The sequence below is a fragment of the Rhodococcus sp. HNM0569 genome, from assembly GCF_012726205.1.
Taxonomy (GTDB): Bacteria; Actinomycetota; Actinomycetes; order Mycobacteriales; family Mycobacteriaceae; genus Rhodococcus_F.
On sequence record NZ_JAASAE010000008.1, the window covers coordinates 25,114 to 47,115 of the forward strand.

The 22,002-nt window shown below is 68.3% G+C and carries 26 protein-coding genes; 14 read left to right on the forward strand and 12 right to left on the reverse strand.

Annotation, left to right across the window (positions count from 1 at the left end):
* Positions 1–200 precede the first annotated feature (200 nt).
* Entirely contained in the window at positions 201–425 is a 225-nt protein-coding gene (locus tag HCA44_RS12660; protein WP_169648932.1) for a hypothetical protein, read from the forward strand.
* Between the two features lie 18 nt (positions 426–443).
* On the opposite strand, the gene HCA44_RS12665 is transcribed toward HCA44_RS12660, so the two are convergent.
* The 4 genes from HCA44_RS12665 to HCA44_RS20790 all read right to left on the reverse strand — a co-directional run bounded on the left by HCA44_RS12665 (position 444) and on the right by HCA44_RS20790 (position 2,570).
* Complete coding sequence (locus HCA44_RS12665; RefSeq protein ID WP_169648933.1) at positions 444–749, reverse strand: hypothetical protein; 306 nt, start codon at positions 747–749, stop codon at positions 444–446.
* A 91-nt stretch (positions 750–840) separates the two neighbouring features.
* On the reverse strand, positions 841–1,119 hold the full coding sequence (locus HCA44_RS12670) for a hypothetical protein (RefSeq protein WP_169648934.1): 279 nt from the start codon (positions 1,117–1,119) through the stop codon (positions 841–843).
* Positions 1,116–1,712, reverse strand: coding sequence for an excalibur calcium-binding domain-containing protein (locus tag HCA44_RS12675; RefSeq protein WP_169648935.1), 597 nt, complete (start codon positions 1,710–1,712; stop codon positions 1,116–1,118). Before HCA44_RS12675 ends, HCA44_RS12670 begins: the two co-directional genes overlap by 4 nt.
* A gap of 345 nt (positions 1,713–2,057) precedes the next feature.
* Entirely contained in the window at positions 2,058–2,570 is a 513-nt protein-coding gene (locus tag HCA44_RS20790) for an excalibur calcium-binding domain-containing protein (RefSeq protein ID WP_206038084.1), read from the reverse strand.
* A gap of 306 nt (positions 2,571–2,876) precedes the next feature.
* On the opposite strand from HCA44_RS20790, the gene HCA44_RS12685 reads away from it, so the two are divergent.
* The 6 genes from HCA44_RS12685 to HCA44_RS12710 are packed head-to-tail and all read left to right on the forward strand — an operon-like array spanning position 2,877 to position 9,180.
* Complete coding sequence (locus HCA44_RS12685; RefSeq protein ID WP_169648936.1) at positions 2,877–3,671, forward strand: enoyl-CoA hydratase-related protein; 795 nt, start codon at positions 2,877–2,879, stop codon at positions 3,669–3,671.
* A gap of 11 nt (positions 3,672–3,682) precedes the next feature.
* On the forward strand, positions 3,683–4,420 hold the full coding sequence (locus tag HCA44_RS12690; RefSeq protein ID WP_169648937.1) for an SDR family oxidoreductase: 738 nt from the start codon (positions 3,683–3,685) through the stop codon (positions 4,418–4,420).
* Between the two features lie 52 nt (positions 4,421–4,472).
* Positions 4,473–6,143, forward strand: a complete 1,671-nt coding sequence (locus tag HCA44_RS12695; protein WP_169648938.1) for an AMP-binding protein — start codon at positions 4,473–4,475, stop codon at positions 6,141–6,143.
* Positions 6,144–6,153: 10 nt separating this feature from the next.
* Entirely contained in the window at positions 6,154–7,344 is a 1,191-nt protein-coding gene (locus HCA44_RS12700; RefSeq protein ID WP_169648939.1) for an acyl-CoA dehydrogenase family protein, read from the forward strand.
* Between the two features lie 13 nt (positions 7,345–7,357).
* The gene (locus HCA44_RS12705) at positions 7,358–8,503 is read left to right on the forward strand and encodes an acyl-CoA dehydrogenase family protein (RefSeq protein ID WP_169648940.1); all 1,146 of its coding nucleotides are present in this window, start codon (positions 7,358–7,360) and stop codon (positions 8,501–8,503) included.
* 41 nt (positions 8,504–8,544) lie between these two features.
* A complete protein-coding gene (locus HCA44_RS12710; RefSeq protein WP_169648941.1) occupies positions 8,545–9,180 on the forward strand; it encodes a TetR/AcrR family transcriptional regulator in 636 nt (211 codons plus the stop codon).
* A gap of 138 nt (positions 9,181–9,318) precedes the next feature.
* Here the strand turns inward: HCA44_RS12710 and HCA44_RS12715 are convergent, their stop codons facing one another.
* Positions 9,319–9,987: a hypothetical protein gene (locus HCA44_RS12715; RefSeq protein WP_169648942.1), complete on the reverse strand. Its 669-nt coding sequence runs from the start codon at positions 9,985–9,987 to the stop codon at positions 9,319–9,321.
* 59 nt (positions 9,988–10,046) lie between these two features.
* Positions 10,047–10,874, reverse strand: a complete 828-nt coding sequence (locus HCA44_RS12720) for a mycofactocin-coupled SDR family oxidoreductase (RefSeq protein WP_169648943.1) — start codon at positions 10,872–10,874, stop codon at positions 10,047–10,049.
* A gap of 217 nt (positions 10,875–11,091) precedes the next feature.
* Between HCA44_RS12720 and HCA44_RS12725 the strand changes: the two genes are divergently transcribed.
* Positions 11,092–12,444 (forward strand): FAD-dependent oxidoreductase, encoded by a 1,353-nt coding sequence (locus HCA44_RS12725; protein WP_169648944.1) that lies wholly within the window; start codon positions 11,092–11,094, stop codon positions 12,442–12,444.
* Between the two features lie 11 nt (positions 12,445–12,455).
* Here the strand turns inward: HCA44_RS12725 and HCA44_RS12730 are convergent, their stop codons facing one another.
* The 3 genes from HCA44_RS12730 to HCA44_RS12740 all read right to left on the reverse strand — a co-directional run bounded on the left by HCA44_RS12730 (position 12,456) and on the right by HCA44_RS12740 (position 15,219).
* The gene (locus tag HCA44_RS12730) at positions 12,456–13,262 is read right to left on the reverse strand and encodes an NAD(P)H-binding protein (RefSeq protein WP_169648945.1); all 807 of its coding nucleotides are present in this window, start codon (positions 13,260–13,262) and stop codon (positions 12,456–12,458) included.
* Between the two features lie 55 nt (positions 13,263–13,317).
* Positions 13,318–14,676 carry a cation:proton antiporter gene (locus HCA44_RS12735; protein WP_169648946.1) on the reverse strand — a complete coding sequence of 453 codons (1,359 nt, stop codon included), beginning with the start codon at positions 14,674–14,676 and terminating at the stop codon, positions 13,318–13,320.
* 84 nt (positions 14,677–14,760) lie between these two features.
* On the reverse strand, positions 14,761–15,219 hold the full coding sequence (locus tag HCA44_RS12740; RefSeq protein ID WP_169648947.1) for a carboxymuconolactone decarboxylase family protein: 459 nt from the start codon (positions 15,217–15,219) through the stop codon (positions 14,761–14,763).
* 90 nt (positions 15,220–15,309) lie between these two features.
* Here HCA44_RS12740 and HCA44_RS12745 point away from each other — a divergent pair, with 90 nt between their 5' ends.
* Positions 15,310–16,188, forward strand: coding sequence for a sigma-70 family RNA polymerase sigma factor (locus tag HCA44_RS12745; RefSeq protein ID WP_169648948.1), 879 nt, complete (start codon positions 15,310–15,312; stop codon positions 16,186–16,188).
* Here the strand turns inward: HCA44_RS12745 and HCA44_RS12750 are convergent, their stop codons facing one another.
* Together HCA44_RS12750 and HCA44_RS12755 are read right to left on the reverse strand one after the other, a co-directional pair.
* Positions 16,189–16,512 carry a multidrug efflux SMR transporter gene (locus HCA44_RS12750; protein WP_169648949.1) on the reverse strand — a complete coding sequence of 108 codons (324 nt, stop codon included), beginning with the start codon at positions 16,510–16,512 and terminating at the stop codon, positions 16,189–16,191.
* Positions 16,509–16,895, reverse strand: a complete 387-nt coding sequence (locus tag HCA44_RS12755; RefSeq protein ID WP_169648950.1) for an SMR family transporter — start codon at positions 16,893–16,895, stop codon at positions 16,509–16,511. Before HCA44_RS12755 ends, HCA44_RS12750 begins: the two co-directional genes overlap by 4 nt.
* A 136-nt stretch (positions 16,896–17,031) precedes the next feature.
* Here HCA44_RS12755 and HCA44_RS12760 point away from each other — a divergent pair, with 136 nt between their 5' ends.
* The 5 genes from HCA44_RS12760 (at position 17,032) to HCA44_RS12780 (ending at position 20,757) form a co-directional block, all read left to right on the forward strand.
* Positions 17,032–17,256 (forward strand): hypothetical protein, encoded by a 225-nt coding sequence (locus HCA44_RS12760; RefSeq protein WP_169648951.1) that lies wholly within the window; start codon positions 17,032–17,034, stop codon positions 17,254–17,256.
* Between the two features lie 211 nt (positions 17,257–17,467).
* Positions 17,468–18,649 (forward strand): LLM class flavin-dependent oxidoreductase, encoded by a 1,182-nt coding sequence (locus tag HCA44_RS12765; protein ID WP_169648952.1) that lies wholly within the window; start codon positions 17,468–17,470, stop codon positions 18,647–18,649.
* A complete protein-coding gene (locus HCA44_RS12770) occupies positions 18,649–19,080 on the forward strand; it encodes a MarR family transcriptional regulator (protein ID WP_169648953.1) in 432 nt (143 codons plus the stop codon). Before HCA44_RS12765 ends, HCA44_RS12770 begins: the two co-directional genes overlap by 1 nt.
* Positions 19,081–19,093: 13 nt before the next feature.
* A complete protein-coding gene (locus tag HCA44_RS12775) occupies positions 19,094–19,783 on the forward strand; it encodes a CE1759 family FMN reductase (RefSeq protein ID WP_169648954.1) in 690 nt (229 codons plus the stop codon).
* Positions 19,784–19,956: 173 nt separating this feature from the next.
* The gene (locus HCA44_RS12780) at positions 19,957–20,757 is read left to right on the forward strand and encodes a mycofactocin-coupled SDR family oxidoreductase (RefSeq protein ID WP_169648955.1); all 801 of its coding nucleotides are present in this window, start codon (positions 19,957–19,959) and stop codon (positions 20,755–20,757) included.
* Between the two features lie 48 nt (positions 20,758–20,805).
* Here HCA44_RS12780 and HCA44_RS12785 read toward each other — a convergent pair whose 3' ends face one another.
* The gene (locus HCA44_RS12785; protein WP_169648956.1) at positions 20,806–21,939 is read right to left on the reverse strand and encodes an acyl-CoA dehydrogenase family protein; all 1,134 of its coding nucleotides are present in this window, start codon (positions 21,937–21,939) and stop codon (positions 20,806–20,808) included.
* Positions 21,940–22,002: the final 63 nt, after the last annotated feature.

Sequence of the window (22,002 nt, forward strand, 5' to 3'; positions counted from 1 at the left end):
ACCAGCCGAGCGCCATGCATCAGGGTCGAGGCAGTCGCGGCCGACGATGACGGCCTGCTGACGTACAACCCCGACAACCAGCTTCGGATCGAGCGCGAACACGTTCGATTCGGGCTGCACAGGTACGACGTCAGCTCCTTCGCACGATTCGAGCGCGTCGTGTAGGCGAGACCGAAGAGCAAAGCCTCCCGTTGGCGAGGTTGCGGCGTAGTACTTCACCGAGGCCGGTCGACAGCGGCCCGTTCCGCGAATGGTCCGGGTGGCCGAAGGCGCCGGGCGTCGGCCCGGCGTTGCTGTCGCTGTACTGCTGGGCGACACAGGCGCACACCACCGCCGAGCTCGTCGAAATGTGGCTCGTACACGACTGGCGCACCCGGCGCGCCGAGGCCCGCCACCGCGCCTTCGGGTGGGACCGGCCAGTCTGACTGCCGGGTGTCGAAGGCCTACTTCGCAGCCGTGAAGACGAGCCCGCCCGAAACGGCGAGGGTGACGCCACCGACGAGCGTGAGCACCAGCCCCCATCCAAGGCTCGCGTAGGCGGTGCGTTCGAAGATCTCGACGCTGCGATTGCCGACCTCGTTGAAGTCGTAGATCGCGATGATCGACACCAGCACTCCCGCGATCGGCGGGGCCCATCGGTCGCCGAGCTTCGTCTTTCCGCGAATGAGCAAGCCGGCGAGCGTAGCTGCCGCGACCGCGGCGAGAAGGATCGTCAACAGTCCGTCACCCTCCGTGCCGGAGCTGCTCATCGACATGAACGTCACCCGCGGTCCGAGCGAGCCGATGAGCCCCGTAATCTGCCGAGCGGCCGCATCATTGAGCGCTCGCGACGCGGCGCCACTACCCCGCAGGCGGCCGGGGCGGACCGTACGGTCCGGTGCCGTTGCCCCAGACGTACCGCCAGTGGTCGTGTTCGGCGCGTGCCGCGAGTTGCGCGGCTGCGGCTTCCTTCGTCTTTCGACCGTGCCGGTAGAGCAGGTAACCGAAGGCTGCGGCCCACACCAGGGCGAAGAGGGCGCCGCCGACGTCGCCGTCGTCGAGAAATCCGATGACGCCGAGCAATCCGAAGATAATCAGGCCGAACCACAGGTACCAGAGGCCAGGATTCGGAGGCTTCATCCGGTCCATTCGCAGGCCACCCCATCTCCGTCTCGGTCGAGGCTTGCGTCGTATCCGTCTTGCCCGATGAAGAGCGGTGCAGCGCCGGCTTCTCGCACGGCATCGCAGTTCTCGTAATAGACAGACGACGGCGGTGCAGGCGGTGGCGGCACATACGGCGTCAGCTCGGGTGTCGTGAACGTCGGCGCCTCGTACGTCGGGTAGCTCGTGTCCGGCATCGTAGGCAGCGGCAACGGCGACGTCGACGGGATCTCGGGCGGGCTGGGCACGACGAACGGCGTCGTCGATTGCGGCGGCGGGGGCTGCCCAGCGGGCGGCGTGGTGACGGCGGCTTCGGGAGTCGTCGTCGCTGCTTCGGGTGTCGTGGTCGGGTCGGCGCGAGACGTGGTCGGGGCGCGGGCAGTCGTCTGCGTCGACGATTGCTCTGCGTCGGCCGGAACCGGCGTGGGCTCGCTCTCCGGCAAGAACGCGGTGATCGCCGCCAACGCGACGACACCACCGCCGACGGCGATCGCGATTTTCTTTCCCCGGTCGAGTGATGGCGTGCCGCCATCAGGCGGAGGCTGGGGACCCGGCGGCGTGTATCCGCTCATGGGCTTCTCCGACGAACTAGGTAGTGATGTACATCACATTAGATCGCCGGGGGTCGTCGAAACGTTTCATCCCAGCTCAGCGGACATAATGGCCCGATGCCGAGCCAAGGAATCTTGCACAGCTGGGACACTGAGGAACAGCCGCCCGGGGCGTCGGCGGCGTCGAGTACGCCGCCCTTCCGATACCGCGCGATCCGGGTGGAGCAGCGAGAGCGCTGATCGCGACGCGCTGCCCCACCCGGATCTTCGATCACACGTGCGGCGGCTGGTACCTGCCGTAGAGCCCGACCGAGTTGCCCTGCATGTACTGCTGATGTTCGTACCCCGCGCGCATCGCGACCGGTGTCATTCGCATGCGACGCCGTCGTTGTCCCTGTCGAGCTTGCTGCTGTACCCGGGGTCGCCCCGGTACAGCGGCGCCGCGCCGGCAGCGCGCACTGCCGAGCAGTTCTGATAGTAGACCGAGGAGCTGTGCGGCGCCTCGTACTCCGGTTCGGGTGCCGGAGCAGGCGCCGGGGCAGGAGCTGGCGCCGGGGCGGGAGCGACCTCCGACACCACCGGGGCGATGTATGTCGAGGTGGGCGCAACGGGCACCTCCACGACCGCCACTGTCGTAGTAGTGGTCGCGGCGGCAGTGGTCGTGGTCGCCTTGACCGGCGCGACGATCGTGGTCCGCGTCGGCGCCGGAGACGTCGCGCTCACGACCGTCTCGACCGATGCGGGGGTCGACTCGTCGTCGTTGCCCGTGACCGCACCGATGGCCATCAGGCCGACGAGTGCGCCACCGACACCGATCGCGATTTTCTTGCCCCGACCGAGTGGGGACTTGGAACCCGGCTGGACATCGTGTCCGCTCATGGGCTTCTCCGGTTTTCTCGAGAGTGTGAAGGTTGTAGCCCGATGATCGCCGCCACAGGCCGCAGCGTTTCACAACCGGATCAGCCCAGAATCGCCTGGGTATCACAGCGCGTCAACACATTTCATGCATCCTGCATGACAGAAATCGCGGCGGAGCGTCACTCCGCCGAAGCACACCACGGCCGCGCACCCGAACTTTCCCCGGCTGTGACCCTTGACACCCCTTCCGGCGTGAATGTACGTTCATTCTATTCAGAACACACATTCACTCACCGCTCGTTCGAGCACCGTCTGGAGGAGTCCACGATGAGCACGTACGAAGACATCACCTACGAGGTCGACAAGGCCGCCGCCGTCATCACCATCAACCGGCCGCACCGCTACAACGCGTTCCGCGGTAAGACGGTCGAGGAGCTGATCAAGGCGTTCCGCTCCGCGTGGGCCGACAACTCGGTTCAGGCCGTCATCCTCACCGGCGCAGGCGAGAAGGCCTTCTGCACCGGCGGCGACGTCAAGCAGCGCGCCGAGACCGGCGACTACGGCCCCACCGAGTCGGGCATGTTCGAGATCGGCAACCTGCACAAGCTCATCCGCGACATCCCCAAGCCGGTCATCGCGGCGGTCAACGGCATCGCCGTCGGCGGCGGTCACGTGCTGCACGTGCTGTGCGACCTGTCGATCGCGTCCGAGACCGCCAAGTTCGGTCAGGCAGGCCCGCGCGTCGGCTCGTTCGACGCCGGCTTCGGCTCCGCCTACCTCGCGCGCGTCGTCGGCGAGAAGCGCGCCCGCGAAATGTGGTTCCTGTGCCGGCAGTACGACGCCGCCACCGCCGAACGCTGGGGCCTCGTCAACTGGGTCGTTCACGCCGATCAGCTTCTGACGGAAGCGAAGTCGGTCGCCGAGGAGATCGCGGCGAAGAGCCCGACGGCACTGCGCTTCCTCAAGCAGTCGTTCAACGCCGACACCGACCACCAGGCCGGCCTGAGCAACCTCGCAATGAGCGCACTCGACCTGTTCACGCACTCGCCCGAAGGTGAAGAAGGCGCTGCCGCCTTCGCCGAGAAGCGTCCGGCCAACTTCGGCAAGTTCGTTCGCGCATAAGGAGACCCGACATGACCGAGCAGCAGAACATCGCCGTCGTCACCGGCGCCGGGTCCGGCATCGGCAAGGCGATCACCCTTGCCCTCGCCGCGCGCGGCGACCGCGTCGTCGCCGCCGATCTCGACCTCGAGGCGGCGAAGAACACCGCGGCCGTCGACCCCGATCACATCGTCGCGATGCAGGTCGACGTCGCGGACCGCGCGGCCGTCGACGCACTGCGCGAGCAGGTGGCCAACGAGGTCGGCACGCCGAACATCCTCGTCAACGCGGCGGGGTGGGACCGCACCGACCAGTTTCTCAACGCCACCACCGAATTCGCCGAGAAGGTCGTCGCGATCAACTATCTCGGCCCGGTCCACATGTGCAGCGCGTTCCTTCCTGCGATGACCGAGGCGGGCGGCGGTCGCATCGTCAACCTCGCGTCCGACGCCGGACGCGTCGGCAGCGCGGGCGAGAGTATCTATGCGGGCGCGAAGGGCGGCGTCATCGCACTGTCGAAGTCGCTCGCCCGCGAGATGGCCCGCCACCAGATCACCGTCAACTGCGTGTGCCCCGGCCCGACCGACACACCGCTGTTCCAGGCCCAGGACGAGAAGCTGAAAGCGGCTCTCACCCGGGCGATCCCGTTCCGCCGACTCGCGCAGCCGGAAGAAGTGGCCGCGCCCGTCGTGTTCTTCGCATCCGATGCCGCGTCGTTCATCACCGGTCAGGTGCTCAGCGTCAGCGGCGGCCTCACGATGGCCGGCTGACCGGCCGACTCGTCATCCCCCTTTCGTTCATACCCACAGACAGGGTCGAACAATGACGTACGACGCGCGCGCGTACCGCGCCTACTTCGAGAACGACTTCACCTACATCAACGGTTTCCGCCGCAACACGCATCGGTACCGGGGCCGCGTCGCGATGACGTCGCCCGACACGGGCGAGACGTGGACGTACGGGCAGCTCGGCGACCGCGTCGATGCGATCGCCGCGGGCCTGGCCGAACGCGGCGTGCGCCCCGGCGACGTCGTCGCCTACCAGCTGTTCAACGGGCCCGAGTTCGCGCAGCTCTATCTCGCGACGCAGGCCGCGGCGGCCGTCGGGTCGCCGATGAACTTCCGTCTCGCGGCGGGCGAGACGGCGTTCATCCTCGAAGCGAACACCCCGACGGTGTTCGTCTACGACACCGATCTGACGCCGATGGTGTCGGACGCGCTCGCGCGCGCGTCGCACACCCCTGCCGTGCTCGTCGCGGTCGGTGACGGCGAACCCGTCACCGCACCGGGCGCACAGTCACTCCGCTGGGACGAGCTGGCGTCGTCGACTCCCCCGCCGGAGGTGCCGCACACGGCGTGGGACGAGACCACCCGCCTCTTCACGTCGGGCACGACGGGCATGCCGAAAGGTGTGCCACTCAACAGCACTGCCGAGATCCTCAGTGCGCACGACGTCATCATGCACGTCCCCCTCGCCCCCGAGGACACGACGCTGAACATGACGCCGTGGTTCCACCGCGGCGGCCTGTACTGCGCGGGCCCCAATCCGACCTTCTACCTGGGGTCGTCGCTCGTGCCGATGCGCACCTTCGACCCCGAGACGACGCTCGACTGGGTGCAGGAGTACGGCATCACGTTCCTGATCGGCGCGCCCACCAACCTCGCGATGCTCGCCGCCGCGCAGGAGGCGAAGGCACGAGACTTGTCGAGTCTACGCGGCATCGTCACAATGGGCGCACCGCTCGAACGCGAAGCGGCACTGCGTTATCAGCAGGTGCTCAACCCGCGGATCTTCAACGGCTACGGCAGCACCGAAGGCTTCTGGAGCACCTTCCTGCGGCCGTCGGACCTGCCGGACATGGCGGGCACCGCGGGCCGCGCGTGCATCGACGACGACGTCCTCGTACTCGAGGTGTTCGGCGACCGGCTCGCGCACCCGCACGAGACGGTGCCGCGCGACGGCACCACCGTCGGCGAGGTCGCGATCCGCTCCCCCAAAGGTGCTCTCGCCTATGTCGACTCGCCCGAGCAGGAGAAGGCGAAGTACCACGACGGGTGGCTGCACATCGGCGACCTCGCGACGTGGGACGAGAACGAGTTCGTCACGATCGTCGGCCGCAAGGACGACATGCTCATCTCCGGCGGCGAGAACGTGCACCCCGTGCAGGTGGAGGAGGCGCTCAACGCGCACCCGTCGGTCGCCGACAGCCTCGTGGTCGGCGTGCCCGACGACAAGTGGGGTCAGCTGGTCGTCGCCTACATCGTGCCGGCCGACCCCGAGAGCACCGGCGACGCCGACACCCTCGACGCGCACTGCCGTCGGCACCCGATGCTCTCGACGTTCAAGCGGCCCCGCGCCTACCGGTTCGTCGACTCGCTGCCGGTCTCGGCCACCGGCAAGAAACTGCACTACAAGGCGAGCGCGTCGGCGCGCGAGGAGATGGCGTCCGGCGGATTCACCACCCCGAGTTCACTCGCCTCCCCCACCGCGTGAGGATCAGACCATGACTACGACCGGAAAACCGCGGCGGTTCGACGCTCTCGACCCGCTCGACATCGACGCCCTCTACTCCGACGATGAGATCGCGGTGCGCGACTCGGTGCGCGGCTTCTGCGCCGAACACGTCACCCCGCACATCGCCGACTGGTTCGAGGCGGGCGACCTGCCCACCGCGCGCGAGCTGGCCCGCGAGTTCGGCAAGCTGGGTGTCCTCGGCATGCACCTCGACGGCTACGGGTGCGGCGGCTCGTCCGCCGTGCACTACGGCCTCGCGTGCCTCGAACTCGAGGCGTGCGACTCGGGCATCCGCTCGCTCGTGTCCGTGCAGGGCTCGCTCGCGATGTTCTCCCTCTGGAACTGCGGATCGGAAGAGCAGAAACAGGAATGGCTGCCCGGCATGGCCGCGGGCGAGACCATCGGCTGCTTCGGCCTCACCGAACCCGACGCCGGCTCCGATCCCGCGTCGATGAAGACCTTCGCCAAACGCGACGGCGACGACTGGATCCTCAACGGCCGCAAGATGTGGATCACCAACGCCCCCATCGCCGACGTCGCGGTCGTGTGGGCGAACACCGACGACGGCATCCGCGGATTCGTCGTCCCCACCGACACACCGGGCTTCTCGGCGCCCACGATCCACCACAAGCTGTCGCTGCGCGCGTCGGTGACCGGCGAGATCGTCCTCGACGACGTCCGCATCCCGGAGCGGCTGCGCATGCCCGACGCGATCGGGCTCAAGGCGCCGCTGTCGAGCCTGTCCGAAGCCCGCTACGGCATCGTGTGGGGCGCGATGGGCGCCGCACGGAGCGCGTGGCAGGCCGCGCGCGACTACTCGATGCAGCGCGTCCAATTCGGCAAACCGCTCGCCGGATTCCAGCTCACCCAGGCCAAACTCACCGACATGGCCGTCGAACTGCACAAAGGCCAGCTCGTGTCGGTGCACCTCGGCCGGCTCAAGGACGCCGTGGGGCTGCGGCCCGAACAGGTGAGCTTCGGCAAACTCAACAACACCCGCGAAGCGATCGAGATCTGCCGCACCGCCCGAACCATCCTCGGCGGCAACGGCATCTCCCTCGAATACCCCGTCATCCGGCACATGGTGAACCTCGAGTCGGTGCTCACGTACGAAGGCACCCCCGAGATGCATCAGCTCGTGCTGGGCCAGAAATTCACCGGCGAGAACGCCTTCCGCTGACAGGAGCCACGCCATGAGTTCGCTCGTCCTCGACCCCGAGCACATCCAGTTCCGCGACGCCGTCCGCGCTTTCGTCCGCGACAAAGTCCTTCCGCTGCACGAGGAGTGGGAGCAGGCGGGCCGCCTCGACTCGGCCCTGTTCACCGAAGCCGGGAAGCAGGGCCTGCTCGGGTTCCCCGTGCCCGAACAGTTCGGCGGGCCCGGCGTCGACGACTTCCGCTACCACGCGATCGTCGTCGACGAGGTCAGCCGTGCGGGCGCCGCGTCCGCCGCGATCGCCTTCTCGCTGCAGAACGACGTCGTCCTGCCCTACCTGACGGACATGGCGAACGACGAGCAGAAGGCGCGGTGGCTGCCCGGCACCGTCACCGGCGACACGATCCTCGGCATCGCGATGACCGAACCCGGCACCGGCAGCGACCTCACCGGCATCCGCACCACCGCCGTCCGCGACGGCGACGACTACGTCGTCAACGGCTCCAAGACGTTCATCTCCAACGGCCAGAACGGCACCACTTTCGTCGTCGCCGTCCGCACCGGAACCGACAAGCACAAGGGCCTCACGCTGCTCGTCGTCCACGCCGACACCCCCGGCTTCGCACGCGGCCGCAACCTCGACAAGATCGGGCTGCACGCGCAGGACACCAGCGAGCTCACCTTCACCGACATGCGGGTGCCCGTCGCCAACCGGCTCGGCGACGAAGGTCGCGGCTTCTACCAGCTGGTGCACAACCTGCCGCAGGAGCGGCTCTCGCTCGCCGTCGGTGCCGTCGCCGCCGCGGAAGGCGTGTTCGAGAAGACCCTCGAGTACGTGCGCGAACGCAAGGCGTTCGGGCGGCCCGTCGCGAGCTTCCAGAACTCGCAGTTCGTGCTCGCCGAACTCGCCACCGAACTCGACATCGCCCGCACCTTCCTCGACGACTGCATCGCCGAACACGTGCGCGGCGAACTCACCGCCGCCCGCGCCGCGAAGCTCAAGTGGTGGGCCACCGAACTGCAGGTCCGCACCGCCGACCGGTGCCTGCAACTGCACGGCGGCTACGGCTACATGCGCGAGTACCCGGTGTCGCGGGCGTTCGTCGACGCCCGCATCCAGACGATCTACGGCGGCACCACCGAGATCATGAAGACGATCGTCGCGAAAGACCTCGGAATCTGACGCGTACTGTGACCCGAGCGGCAGAAAGAAGGAGGTCGGTGATGTCCGTCGAGCGTGAGGCCCTGCCCGTCGACGAAGCAGTGCGGGTGGCCCGCACCAACTCGCGGCGCCGTCAGGTGCTCAATGCCGCAGTGCGCGTCATGGAGCGCACCGGCTTCCACCAGATGTCGATGCAGGCCCTCGCCGACGAAGCCAAGGTGAGCGTCGGACTCATCTACAAGTACTTCGGCGGCAAAGAGGACGTGCTGCAAGCCACCATCGTCGACATCCTCGAAGCGTTCCGCGACCAGCTCGAACCCGCCATCGACGCGGCAGGCGACGACCCGATCGAGCGGTTCGTCGCCGGCCTGCGCCGCTACTTCCAGATCGTCGACGAAAACCTCGACGCCGTCGTCCTCACCTACCGCGAGTCCCGCACCCTCGACGCCGAAGGCCGCGGACGCATCAAGACCCTCGAGGTGGAGACGTCGGAGCCGATCCGCCGCGAACTCGACGCCGCCGTCGACGCCGGTGTGGTGTCGAAGGCCCTCGACGTCGACCTCGTCGTGTTCGACGCCATGATGCTCGCCCACGGCTGGGCGCTCAAACACTGGCACTTCGCCGAACGCTTCACCATCGACGAATACATCGACGCACAACTCGAGCTGGTGCTCAGGACGGTGTACGGGTCGGGATAGTCGAACTGTCCGCTGCGCTCGCGGCTCTCAGCAGATGTGTTCGGTGACGAGAGCCGCGAACTCGGGCGGTCACGATGTCACATCGAGTGCGTTCGATGCACTTCGTGTCACATCGTGACCGGCGGGGGCGGGGAGGGATCAGCGCGGCACGTGCTTACGCCAGTCGAGGTCGACGACGGAAATGCGGTCGCGGCGGCTGCCCGACCACTCGACCCTCAGGCCCTGTGCCTCGAGCGCCTCGACGACGAGTCGGCCGGCCGCTTCCTCGGCGAGCGCCCACACCCGGTCGTTCGCCTCGTGCGAGCCGGCGCGGGCCGTGTCGTAGGCGGCGGCGTCGAACTCACGACGCGGCACGAACGCACCGAACGCGAGCCACAGCGAACCCGGGCGGGACGCGACACCCTGCGTGTCCTGGCCGTGAAAGTACGCGTACCCCCAGTGTTTCCACGGGTAGCCGTACTCGTCCGGCTGCGCGGGTGTGCGTTCGTCGTCGATCTCCTCGAAACTGCATGTGGCGCAGCACGAGAAGTTCATGCGTGTCACGATGCCCCGCTCGTCGAGGGCGTCGAATGCGGCCACCAGCCGGTCGTAGTCGCCCTGGCCGACGTGCGCGGCCTCGGTCGCGAGCTTCGCGTCCCACACCCCGAGCGCGATCGGGTACGCGTGCCGCAGCGCCTCGTCGCGGGACGCGTCCACGAACACCTCCGCGACGGACGCGTGCACGTCGTCGAACGTGGTGAAGCCCGGCATCACGAGCTGAACCGCCCGCTCGCGCGCTTCGTCGACCAGTTTCTGCTCCGGAATCATGTCGTCCTCCCCCTGTCGTCGGCCGGTACGGCCGCGGGAAGACTAACCGACGCCGACGCTCAGAGCTGACCACCCGCGTCGACGACGTGTGTCGTGCCGGTGACGTACCGGCCGCTGTCTCCGACGAGATACAGCACCGCATCCGTGACGTCGGATGCCTCGAGTGCCGCGATGGGCAGCTTGTTGAGGGTGAATGCGGCTTCCTCGAAGTCGGCGCGGGTGGGCGATTCGAGGTCCGGCCGGAACAGCTTGTAGGTGGGTTCGTTGAGGATCATCTCGGTGGCGACGGCCGTGGGATGCACGGTGTTGACGCGAATGTTGTGCGGTGCGAGTTCGAGCGCGAGTACCCGCATAAGCCCCACCAGTCCCGCTTTCGCGGCCGTGTAGTGCGCCGTGTTGGCGTTCGCTTTCAGCGCGGCAAGCGAACTGGTGAGCACCACCGAACCGCCGCGACCGCCCGCGACGACGTGCGGCACCGCCGCCGCGCACGTCTTCCACACGCCGGTCAGGTTGATGTCGATCATCGTCGACCAGGTTTCCTCGGACATCTCCAGCGTCGGGGCGGGCACCGAGATCCCTGCGTTCGCGAGCACGATGTCGAGCCGGCCCAGCTCGTCCACGGCCGCGTCGACCGTCTTCTTCAGACCCGCGAGGTCGCGCACGTCGATCTCCGCCGCGACGATGCGACGGCCGAGCGCCTCCACCTGCCGGACGGTGCCCTCGAGGTCGTCGGACGTGGCCGTCGGATACGGCACCGTCTCGACCTGACGGCACACGTCGACGGCGATCACGTCGGCGCCCTCCTGCGCGAGCCGCACCGCGTGACTTCGTCCCTGCCCTCGCGCCGCACCGGTGACGAAAACGACCTTGCCGTCGAGCTGGCCCATCGGGACTCCTCAGGTGCACGCGGCGAAGGCCGGGAGCAACGCCGCTCGTGACTTCGAGGCTAGGGCCGCAGCCGTGTCGCGGACGCCGTTTTGCCCGATTTCGTGGCCCATTCCCCATCACACCGCATTGTCGGAACCCGCAGCCACATAACCCGTTTCCGAGCGTGCCGCAGCGAACAGCCGGGTACGTTGGTGCCGACCGGAGAGAGGTGGATCGATGACCGACGTCCTGATCGTGGGATGGGGCAAAGGCGGCAAGACACTCGCACGCGCACTGGCGAAGGCGGGGCGCAGTGTGGTCGTCGTCGAGGAGTCGGCGCTCATGTACGGGGGCACGTGCATCAACATCGGCTGTGTTCCCACGAAGGCCCTCGTGCACGACGGCGAAACCCGGTCGCCGTCGGATACTCCCGTGGCCGCGTTCTCCGCGGCGGTGCAGCGACGGGATGCCTTGACCGCGGCGATGCGGAAAAAGAACTACGACATGCTCGACAGCGAACCGGGCATCACGCTGCTCGACGGTCGCGCGGTCTTCACCGGCCCCACCCACGTCTCCGTCGCCACCGCAGAGGGCCCGGTCGAGGTTTCCGCCGAGACGATCGTGATCAACACCGGATCGCGGCCCGCGCGCTCGACCGTGCCCGGTGCGGACGGCCCCCGCATCCACGACTCGACGACGATCCAGCATGTGGACCCGCTCCCCAAACATCTGGTCGTGCTCGGCGACGGCCCGATCGGTCTCGAATTCGCCTCCCTGTTCGCGCATTTCGGCTCGCAGGTGACACTGCTGAGCCACCACACACGGATCGCACCCCACGACGACGCGGACGTCGCGGAGGCCCTGCGTGACGTCCTGACCGTCGCGGGGGTGGACATCGTGGAGAGCACCGAGGTGACGCGCTTCGACGACGACGGCGAACGCGTCGTCGTGACAGCGTCGTCGAGTGGCACTCAGCGGACGTGGACCGCCGACGCCGTTCTCGTCGCCACCGGCCGGATTCCGGCGACCGACGGTCTCGCGCTCGACGCGGCGGGTGTGGACACCGACCCGGGTGGCGCGATCGTCGTCGACGACCAGCTCCGCACGTCCGCCCCCCACATCTACGCGATCGGCGATGTCCACACCGGGCCGAAGTTCACCTATCTCTCGCTCGACGACTACCGCATCGTCGCCGACACCCTGCTCGGCGACGGGACGCGTCGAGTGAGCGATCGGGTCGCGGTGCCGACCACCACGTTCGTGACGCCCCCGCTGTCCCAGGTGGGACTCACCGAGCGGGCCGCACGTGACGCCGGCCGAACCGTTCGGGTGACTGCGAAGAAGGTGGCCGACATCGCGACGATGCCGCGCCCGAAGATCGTGGGCCGCACGGAGGGAATCATCAAGGCCGTGGTCGACGCCGAAACCGACGAGATCCTCGGCGCGACCCTGCTGTGTGTGGACTCGCAGGAGGTGATCAACACGGTGGCGCTTGCGATGCGGCATCACGTGACTGCCACCGAACTGCGCGACACCATCTTCACGCATCCCTCGACCACCGAGGCCTTCAACGAAGTCCTCGCAGGCTGATCCGTTACGTCTCAGCGGAATTGGTCGGCGTGCGTCGCCAGCCACGCGTCGATGCTCGTGGCCGGGCGCCCGGTGATCTGCTGCACCAGGTCGTTGGCGGGCAGGCTGTACGCGCCACCTTCTCTGAGCTCCACGTACCAGCGCGCGTAGTCGCCCATCGCGGGCGTGAGGGCCTCGATACCCTCCGCCACCGAGACCTGCCGGAACTCGAGATCACGACCCAGTGCAGTTCCGATGCGACGCACCAACTCGCGTCGGCTGAGCGACTCGGGCCCGGTGAGCGTCAGCGCCTCCCCGACGTGGGTGCCGTCGCCGTCGAGGAGGAGAGCCGCAGCCACCTCGGCGATGTCGTTCATGGTGATCAGCGGATCCGCGGCATCGGGAAAGGGCTCGCGCACGACACCGTGATTCGCGATCTGCTCGGCCAGCATGGTGCTGTTCTCCATGAACTCACCCGGCCACAGATGGGTCCACGCGATACCCGAGTCCTCCACCGCACGGGTCACGTCACCCCAGTGGCTCTCGTGTTCGCCCGACAGGTCCACGACGTAGCGCACGCCCGCCGCCTTCGCGAGCGCCAGTACCTCGGCTGTGGTCTCGGGTGTCGGAGCGAGATACATCGAGTCGATCCCGTCGAACACCCCGTCAAGACTGTCGAGATTGCGCAGGTAACCCTTGTGCACCGCCACACCGTCGGGAAGGCGTGCCCGGTCGGGTTTGTTGCTCAGTGCCCGCACGTCGGTCGCACCGCGTGCGAGCAGATGGTCGACGACCATTCGGCCGATGTTTCCCGTCGCGCCCGTCACCAGAATCGTCACGATGCCGAGCCTACGTACGGGCGCGCGACGGCGCCCGTGAATCTCGCCGGTGGAGTCAGTGCCGCTCGCCGCTGCTGCGGTCGTCGGCTGCGGGTTCATTCGGGCCGTCCATGAGTTCGAGGCGTTGTTGTTCGAGGACGGTGACGTCGACGCGTTTCATCGCGGCGCGCAGGAACGGCGCGGCCATGACGGACGTCGCGACGGCGACGAACACGATGATCGCGTACGACTCGTCGGTGAGGACACCGAGGCTCACACCGATGAGGGCGATGACGATCTCGACCGCACCGCGCGCGTTGAGGCCCGCGCCGAGGGCGAACGATTCCCACCGCGGCATGCGAGCGAGCCGGGCGCCCGCGTAGGCCCCGGCGAACTTGCCGATCACGGCGACGACGAGGACGACCAGTGCGGCGACGAGGATCTCGCCGTGCCGGAACACCGACAGGTCGACGCGCAGCCCCGCCGACGCGAGGAACAGCGGCGCGAAGACCGCGAGCACGACGGTGCGCAACGGCGCGAGGGCGGCGGCGGGCACCGAACTGAGCACGAAGCCGGCCGCGAACGCGCCGAGCACCGCCTCGACACCGAGCGCCTGGGTGCCCGCCGCGCACCCGAGGACGAGCGCGACGACGACGGGCAGCACGAGCGTCGGCGAGTCGTCGGCGCGGCTGTGCAGGGCCGTGACCAGCTGGCCGACCGGCTTGCGCACCACGAGGGCCGCGACGGCGACGCCCACGATCGCGACCACCGTCACCGCGACGTGCGATGCAGACCCCTCACCGGAGCCGCCTGCCGTCGCCGACGCGGCCGCCGCGGCGGTGACGGCGAGCAGAATCCACGCCATCGCGTCGTTGGTGGCACCCGAAATCAAGGTGAGCTGACCGACATTGCGGTGCAACAGGTTCAGCTCAGCGAGCGTCTTGGCGATGACGGGCACGGCGCTCACCGACATCGCCGTGCCGAGGAACAGCGCGAACACGAGCGTCGGAATGCCCTCGCCCGCGAGAGAATCGGGCAACACCGTCCCGGTGGCGATACCGAGCGCGAGTGGCACCGCGAACGCGCACACGCTCACCAGCGCGACGGTGCGCCGGTGCCTGCCGAGGAACTCGACGTCGAGTTGCGCGGCCGCGAGCCCGACGAACAGGTACAGCCCCACCTGCGTGACCGCGTCGAGCAGATGGAATTGCGCGGTGTCGGACGGGAACAGCCAGGCGTGCATCCCGGGCCGCAACTGCCCGAGCAGCGACGGGCCGAGCACGACGCCCGCGAACAACTCTCCGGTGATCGCGGGCAGTCCGACCCGCACGGCGAGCCGGCCCAGCGCGACCGCGGCGGCGAGAAGCACCGCGAGCTGCACGAGCAGCACCAGCAACGAATGGCCAGCCAACGCCGCCGGTACCGCCGTCTCCATCCGCGTGCCACCCTTCCCACCTGTCGAATCAGGCAAGGCTATATTCGGCGGCTCGCGGATGGGGAGGCCACGTTCGGCGTGCACTCACCACACGGTGCCCGCGGGCTCCTGGATCGTCACGTTGATGCGGTTGAAGAAGTTGATGGTCGCGACCGTGAGCACGAGCGACGCGAGCGCCTTCTCGTCGAACAGGTCGGCCGCCTCGTTCCACACCGCATCGGACACGGCTTCGCGTGGCGCGTCGGCGAGCCGGGTCGCTGCCTCGGCGAGACGCAGGGCCGCACGTTCCTCCTCGCCGAAGAACGGCGACTCGTGCCACGCCGTGACGCCGAAGATCTTCTCGTCGGCCACGCCCTCGGCCTGCAGTGTCTTCGCGTGCGCGTGCACGCACGCCGAGCAGCCGTTGATCTGGCTGACGCGCAGGCACACCAGTTCGCGCAGTTCCTTCGACAAACCGCCCTGTTCGGCCGCACCGAGCAGGTGCGGGATCGCCGTCATCGCGTCGGGCAGCAGTTGGGCGGGATTGGTCATCCGTGCAGACATGGGTCCTCCTGTCGGTGCGTCGACGTACTGTCACGTCGACGGTTCGTGCGGTTCACCACTACGACACCCCCGCGAGAGGAAATGTGACCGATGAGCACAACCGATCCGCTGACCAGCACGTTCGAGCAGAACCGCGATCACCTTCGTGCGGTCGCCTACCGCATGCTCGGTTCCCTCGCGGATGCCGAGGACGCGGTACAGGATGCGTGGGTGCGGGCGTCGACAGCGAGCGTCGACGGCGTCGAGAACCTCGCGGGCTGGCTCACCACGGTCACCTCGCGCGTGTGCCTGAACATGCTGCGCACTCGACGCACCCATCCGGAACAGTCGCTCGACGACGTGCACGTGCCCGATCCGGTCCTCGCACCGCTCGACACGCACGGACCCGAACACGATGCGGTGCAGGCCGATTCGGTGAGCGTCGCGCTGCTCGTCGTCCTGGAAACTCTTTCGCCCACCGAGCGGCTCGTGTTCGTGCTGCACGATCTGTTCGCGATGCCGTTCGAGGAGATCGCACCGATCGTCGAACGCACTCCCGCCGCGACCCGCAAGCTCGCCAGTCGGGCGCGCGCCCGCGTGCAGTCGGGCGCGCCCGCGCCGGTACCACTCGCCGAACAACGCCGCGTCGTGGACGCTTTCCTGTCGGCGGCACGCGGCGGCGACCTCGACGAGTTGATGAGCGTCCTCGCTCCGGACATGGTCATCCGTACCGACAACGCACGCGACGAGCTTCCGCGGCGCATCGTCGGCGCCGACGCGGCGGCGCGGGGCGCGGTCACATTCCAGCAGTTCGTCGAGCGCACCCGCATGCTGCGCCTCAACGACGGCATCGGCGTCGTGTCCTTCAAGGGCGGGCGGGTGGCGTCGGTCGCCGCGTTCGCGGTCGCCGACGGGCGGGTCGTCGCGATGAACATCGTGGCCGATCCCGAACGGCTGGCGCAGTGGGATCTGTCGTGCGCGTACGCGTGATCAGTGCTGTGCGGCGGTCTCGATGACCAGCACACCGGCCATGATGACGACGATGCCGAGGCCCATCACCCAGGTGAGCGGGTCGCGGAAGAGGATGCGCGCGAGCACCGCGGTGAGCGCGACGCCCGCGGCGGCCCAGATGCCGTAGGCGATGCCCACCGGCATGCCCTGCCCGAGGCTCGCGGCGAGGCACGCGAACGCGACGAGATAGGACACGGCGACGGGCGCGACCCACGCCTTCTTGCGGAAACCTTCGGACGCGCGCATCGCGAGCGTGCCGGACACCTCGAACAGGATCGCGCCGATCAGGAACACCCAGCTCATGACACGTCCCGCTCCGGCGCGTCCAGAGGCTCCGTCCCCGGGGGATGCGAGCCGAGTTCGACGAGCAGCACACCCACGATGACCAGGGCGATGCCGATGCCGATCTGCACCGTCAGCGGGTCGTCGAACAGGACGGCGGCGAGCACGGCGGTGGCCGCGACACCGATGGCGGCCCACACGCCGTACGCGACGCCGATGGGGACACCCGTACGCAGCACCAGCGCGAGCGCGACGAAGGCGCCGGCGTAGCCGGTGACGACGACCACGAGCCACGCCGGATGGTCGAGGCTCTGCCGCAGCGACAGGGTGGCGGTCACCTCGCACACGATGGCGAGCGCGAGCAGCCCCCACTTCGTGGTCCCGGAGGCGCGGATGCGACGCATGCCCGGCACTGTACCAGCCGGACGGTACAGCGTCCTTGTCAGCGCACTGCCAGCGAAACATCAAGTGCAGAACAGGTTTCGGTCGCAGCCTTCTCTGTGCGGCCGGAAGACCGGTCGCCGGAACGAAGGGACACCCATGAAGAAGCTTTTGGTGCGCGGTGCCGCAGCCGGAACGATCGGCGTCGCAGCTCTCGGGCTCGGCGCGGGCGTTGCAAGCGCGAATCCCGGGCCGGTTCCGAACCAGCCGGCTCCCGCCCAGCAGCAGGCCCCGCAGCAGCCCCAGCCCCATCAGCAATGGCAGCCTCAGCAGAACGGCCACGGCTTCTGGTTCTGGAACTGGTGGGTCCCGATGCCCTGGTGAGCCCACCCCAGCCCTGGGGGCGCGCCGTCAACCCACGCACCGAACGCGCTGGGGTGACGGCGCGACCCGGGGCGTACGCATATCCTCCGACACCCAGGTCAGCCTGGGCAAACCCGCGGGAATACATGCAAACGCATGATGGTTGTGTCCCTGTGTAGGCGCCGCGCACCCGCCCGGCGCCGTCGACAGCACGACACGGAGGCACACGCTCATGCAGTTCGGAATCTTCTCCGTCAGCGACGTCACGCGCGACCCGGTGACGGGCTACACACCGAGCGAGGCCGAGCGGATCAAGGACATCGTCACGATCGCGGAGCACGCCGAGGAAGTGGGCCTCGACGTCTTCGCCATCGGGGAACACCACAACCCGCCGTTCTTCTCGTCGTCGCCGACGACCCTGCTCTCGCACATCGCGGCCAAGACGGAAAAACTGATCGTCACGACGTCGACCACCCTCATCACGACGAACGATCCGGTGCGGCTCGCCGAGGAGTACGCGATGCTCCAGCACCTGTCGAACGGCCGCATGGACCTCATGCTCGGCCGCGGCAACACCGCACCCGTGTATCCGTGGTTCGGCCAGGACATCCGCAAGGGTCTCGAACTCGCTCTCGAGAACTACAACCTGCTGCACCGGTTGTGGCGCGAAGACGTCGTCGACTGGGAAGGCAACTTCCGCACGCCGCTGCAGGGCTTCACGTCCATCCCGCGTCCACTCGACGACGTGCCGCCTTTCGTGTGGCACGGCTCGATCCGCAGCCCCGAGATCGCCGAACAGGCCGCGTACTACGGCAACGGCTTCTTCGCCAACAACATCTTCTGGCCGAAGGAGCACTTCAAGCGGCTCATCGAGTTCTACCGTCAGCGCTACGAGCACTACGGCCACGGCACCAAGCAGGAAGCGATCATCGGCCTCGGCGGCCAGGTGTACATGGCGAAGAACTCGCAGGACGCCGTGAACGAGTTCCGGCCGTACTTCGACGAGTCCCCCGTCTACGGCGGCGGCCCGTCGCTCGAGGAGTACACGAAGGCGACGCCGCTGACGGTCGGCAGCCCTCAGGAAGTCATCGACAAGACCCTCACCTTCCGTGAGACATTCGGCGATTACCAGCGTCAGCTGTTCCTCGAAGACCACTCCGGCCTGCCGCTGAAGACGGTGCTGAAGCAGCTCGACCTGCTCGGCGAAGAGGTGGTGCCGGTGCTGCGCAAGGAGACCGAGGCGCACAAGGCCCCCGGCACACCCGACGCGCCGACGCACGAAAGCCTGGTGCGCGCCAAGTACGGCGACGGCGAGGTGCGTCAGCCCCGCCCGAACGCGAACCGCGGCGACAACGTCACGGGCTCGTCGCCCTACCAGGACAGCGAATCCGCAGCCCAGTACCCGACGCTCTGATGGCGGGCACCGTCAAGGCCGCGAACGCCGCGTGGGAGGCGCTCCTGCACGCGCAGGTCGCCCTCACGCGGCGGTTCACGGACGACGACATCTGGGGCGAGTTCTCGATCCGCGAATACGACGTCCTCTACACCGTCGCGAAACATCCTGACGGCATTCGCCTTTCGAAGCTCAACCGCAGTGTGTTGCTGAGCCAGCCGGCCTTGTCACGGCTCGTCGACCGGCTCACCGAGCGCGGTCTGCTCGAGCGCAAGCCGGCGCCCGGCGACGGACGCGGCGTCGTCGTGTGCATGACCGACGAGGGTCGCTCCGTGCAGAAGACACTGGGCCGCAGGCACGCCCGCGAAGTGGACGACGCGCTCGCGGGCCTGACGGCCGACGAGCTCGAGACGCTGCGGGAGCTGTGCGAACGCATCGCCGCACCGAACTGAACTGGAGACGGACATGACTACACCCGAGACCGGGCCGATGCGCCTCGTCGTCGTCAACGCGGGTACGAGCGACCCGTCGTCGAGTCGCATGCTCGCCGACAAGATCGCGGCGAAGACGCGTGACCTCGCCGCCGACGCGGACGAGAAAGTCGACATCCACGTGATCGAACTGCGCTCGCTCGCAGGCGACATCGCGGGCGCGATCGTGTCTGGTTTCGCCGGCGAGAAGCTGCAGGCGGCGATCGACACGCTTGCCGCCGCGGACGGCGTCGTCGTCAGCACGCCCGTCTACAAGGCGGGCGTGAGCGGGCTGTTCAAGTCGTTCGTCGACGTGCTCGACAACGACCTGCTGCTCGCGACGCCCATCGCGCTCGCCGCCACGGCAGGCACCGCGCGGCACGCGCTCGTGCCCGACGAACAACTGCGGCCGCTGTTCGCGTACATGCGGGCGATGCCGGTACCGACGTCCGTGTTCGCGGCGCCCGACGACTGGGGGCACACGTCGCTGTCGGAGCGCATCGAGCGCGTCGCGGGCGAACTCGTGACGATGATGACGGCGCGCGTGCGCACCCGCATCCTCGACCAGTCCTGGGGCAGCTACCAGCACACCTTCGGCGGCAACGCGACGCGCGCGGAGCAAGGCGTCGACGACATCGCGCTCGACACCGACCTGATGCGGCTCGCGGCCGGCGGCACCCTGTGAGCACTTGACGAGTCTCCGTACGCCTGAATCACTCACGAGAGGAATGCCTCCCGCCCATCGGGACGCGGTGTTGAACACGCGCCCGAACGGACGTTGACTCGCGGGACCGACGACGGAAGGCCCTCGATGACACGGATCGACTTTCCCCACCCGGCTCGCGGGAGAGGAAGCGTGTGAGGTTCTCCGGCAAGGTCGTGTTCGTCACCGGTGCGGCCCAGAGTCAAGGACGCTGCCACGCGGTACGTTTCGCAGAGGAAGGCGCCGACGTGATCGCGGTCGACATCTGCGAGCAGATCGACTTCGTGCCGTACCCGATGGGCGACGGCGACGGGCTCGCCGAGACGGTGCGGCAGGTCGACGCCGTCGGCGGCCGGATCCACGCGGCCCGCTGCGACGTCCGCGACCGCGACGCCCTGCGCGCCGTCGTCGACGAGGGCGTCGCACGGTTCGGGCGGCTCGACATCGTGAGCGCCAACGCGTCGATCTGCTCGGTGCAACCGCTCGAGGAGGTCACACCCGAGATCTGGGACACGACACTCGACGTCAACCTGACCGGCGTGTGGAACACGTGCGCCGTCGCCATCCCGCACCTCGTCTCGGCCGGCGGCGGCAGCATCGTGATCACCGGCTCGACGGGCAGCGTCGTCGGCCTGCCGTTCTACCTGCCGTATGTCGCCGCGAAACACGCCCTCGTCGGGGTGTGCCGCTCGCTCGCACTCGAACTGTCCGACCGGAACGTGCGCGTGAACCTCGTTCTCCCGACCGGGGTGGATACGCCGCAAGGACATTCGACGGTGCTGCCGTCGCTGCTCGACCGACGGCCCGACCTCGGCGCCGTGTTCACGAACAGCCTGCCCGTCTCCCGGATCGAGAGCATCGACGTCACCCACGCGCTGATGTTCCTCGCGTCCGACGAAGCCCGCTACGTGACCGGAACCGCGTTCCCGGTCGACGCGGGCGCCACGATCCGCTGACCGCGCCACCCTGTGCGTGAAAAAGGCGTACAGGGACTCGTTAAGTGCTCACAGGGCGCGGCTGATGACCAAACGCTGAATCTGGTTGGTGCCCTCGAAGATCTGGGTGATCTTGGCTTCGCGCATGAACCTCTCGACACGGAAGTCGGTGGTGTACCCGTAGCCGCCGAACACCTGCACCGCGTCGGTCGTGACCTTCATCGCGGCGTCGGTCGCGACGAGCTTCGCGACCGACGCGTGACGCGAGTACGGCAGGCCCGCGTCGCGTCGGCGGGCGGCGTCGAGGTAGGTGGCGCGGGCCGAGTCGACGGCCGCCGCCATGTCGGCCAGCAGGAAGCCGAGGCCCTGGTGATCGGCGATCTTCTTGCCGAAGGTCTCGCGCTCGTGTGCGTACCGGACGGCCTCGTCGAGCGCGGCCTGCGCGATGCCCGTCGCGACCGCGGCGATACCGAGACGACCGGAATCGAGTGCACTGAAAGCGATCTGGAGACCCTGCCCTTCTTCGCCGACGCGCCGTTCGACAGGCACACGCGCGCCGTCGTAGAACGCCGACGTGGTGGGCACGCCGCGTAGACCCATCTTCTCCTCGGGCTTGCCGAACTCGAGTCCCTCGGTGTCCTTCGGCACGAGGAAGCACGAAATGCCCTTGGAGCCTTCGCCGGTACGCGCGAACAGGTTGTAGAAGTCCGCGACGCCACCGTGGGTGATCCACGCCTTCGTCCCGTCGATCACGTAATCGTCGCCGTCACGGCGGGCACGGCATGCGAGCGCGGCCGCGTCGGACCCGGCCTGCGGCTCGGACAGGCTGTACGCGCCGATGGTGGCGCCGCCGAGCATGTCGGGCAACCACCGCTGCTTCTGCTCCTCGGTGCCGAATGTCATGAGCGGGTGGCACGAGAGGCTGTGCACGCTGACCGCGACGCCCACCGCGGCCCATCGCGCGGCGATCTCCTCGAGCACCTGCAGGTACACCTCGTAGGGCTGACCGCCGCCGCCCCACTCCTCGGGGTACGGCAGGCTCAGCAGGCCGGCGTCGCCGAGCGTCGCGAACACGCCGTCCGGGTAGGTCTCGGTCTTCTCGCACTCGTCGACGATCGGTGCGAGCACCTTGTCGGCGATGTCGCGCGTGAGCTCGATCAGCTCGCGCGCCTCGGGAGTGGGCAACAGACGGTCGACGGGCACCAGGGACCTCTTCTCGCACGGACCGGCTCGCACCGCACGAGCCGTACGTCCGACAGTACTATC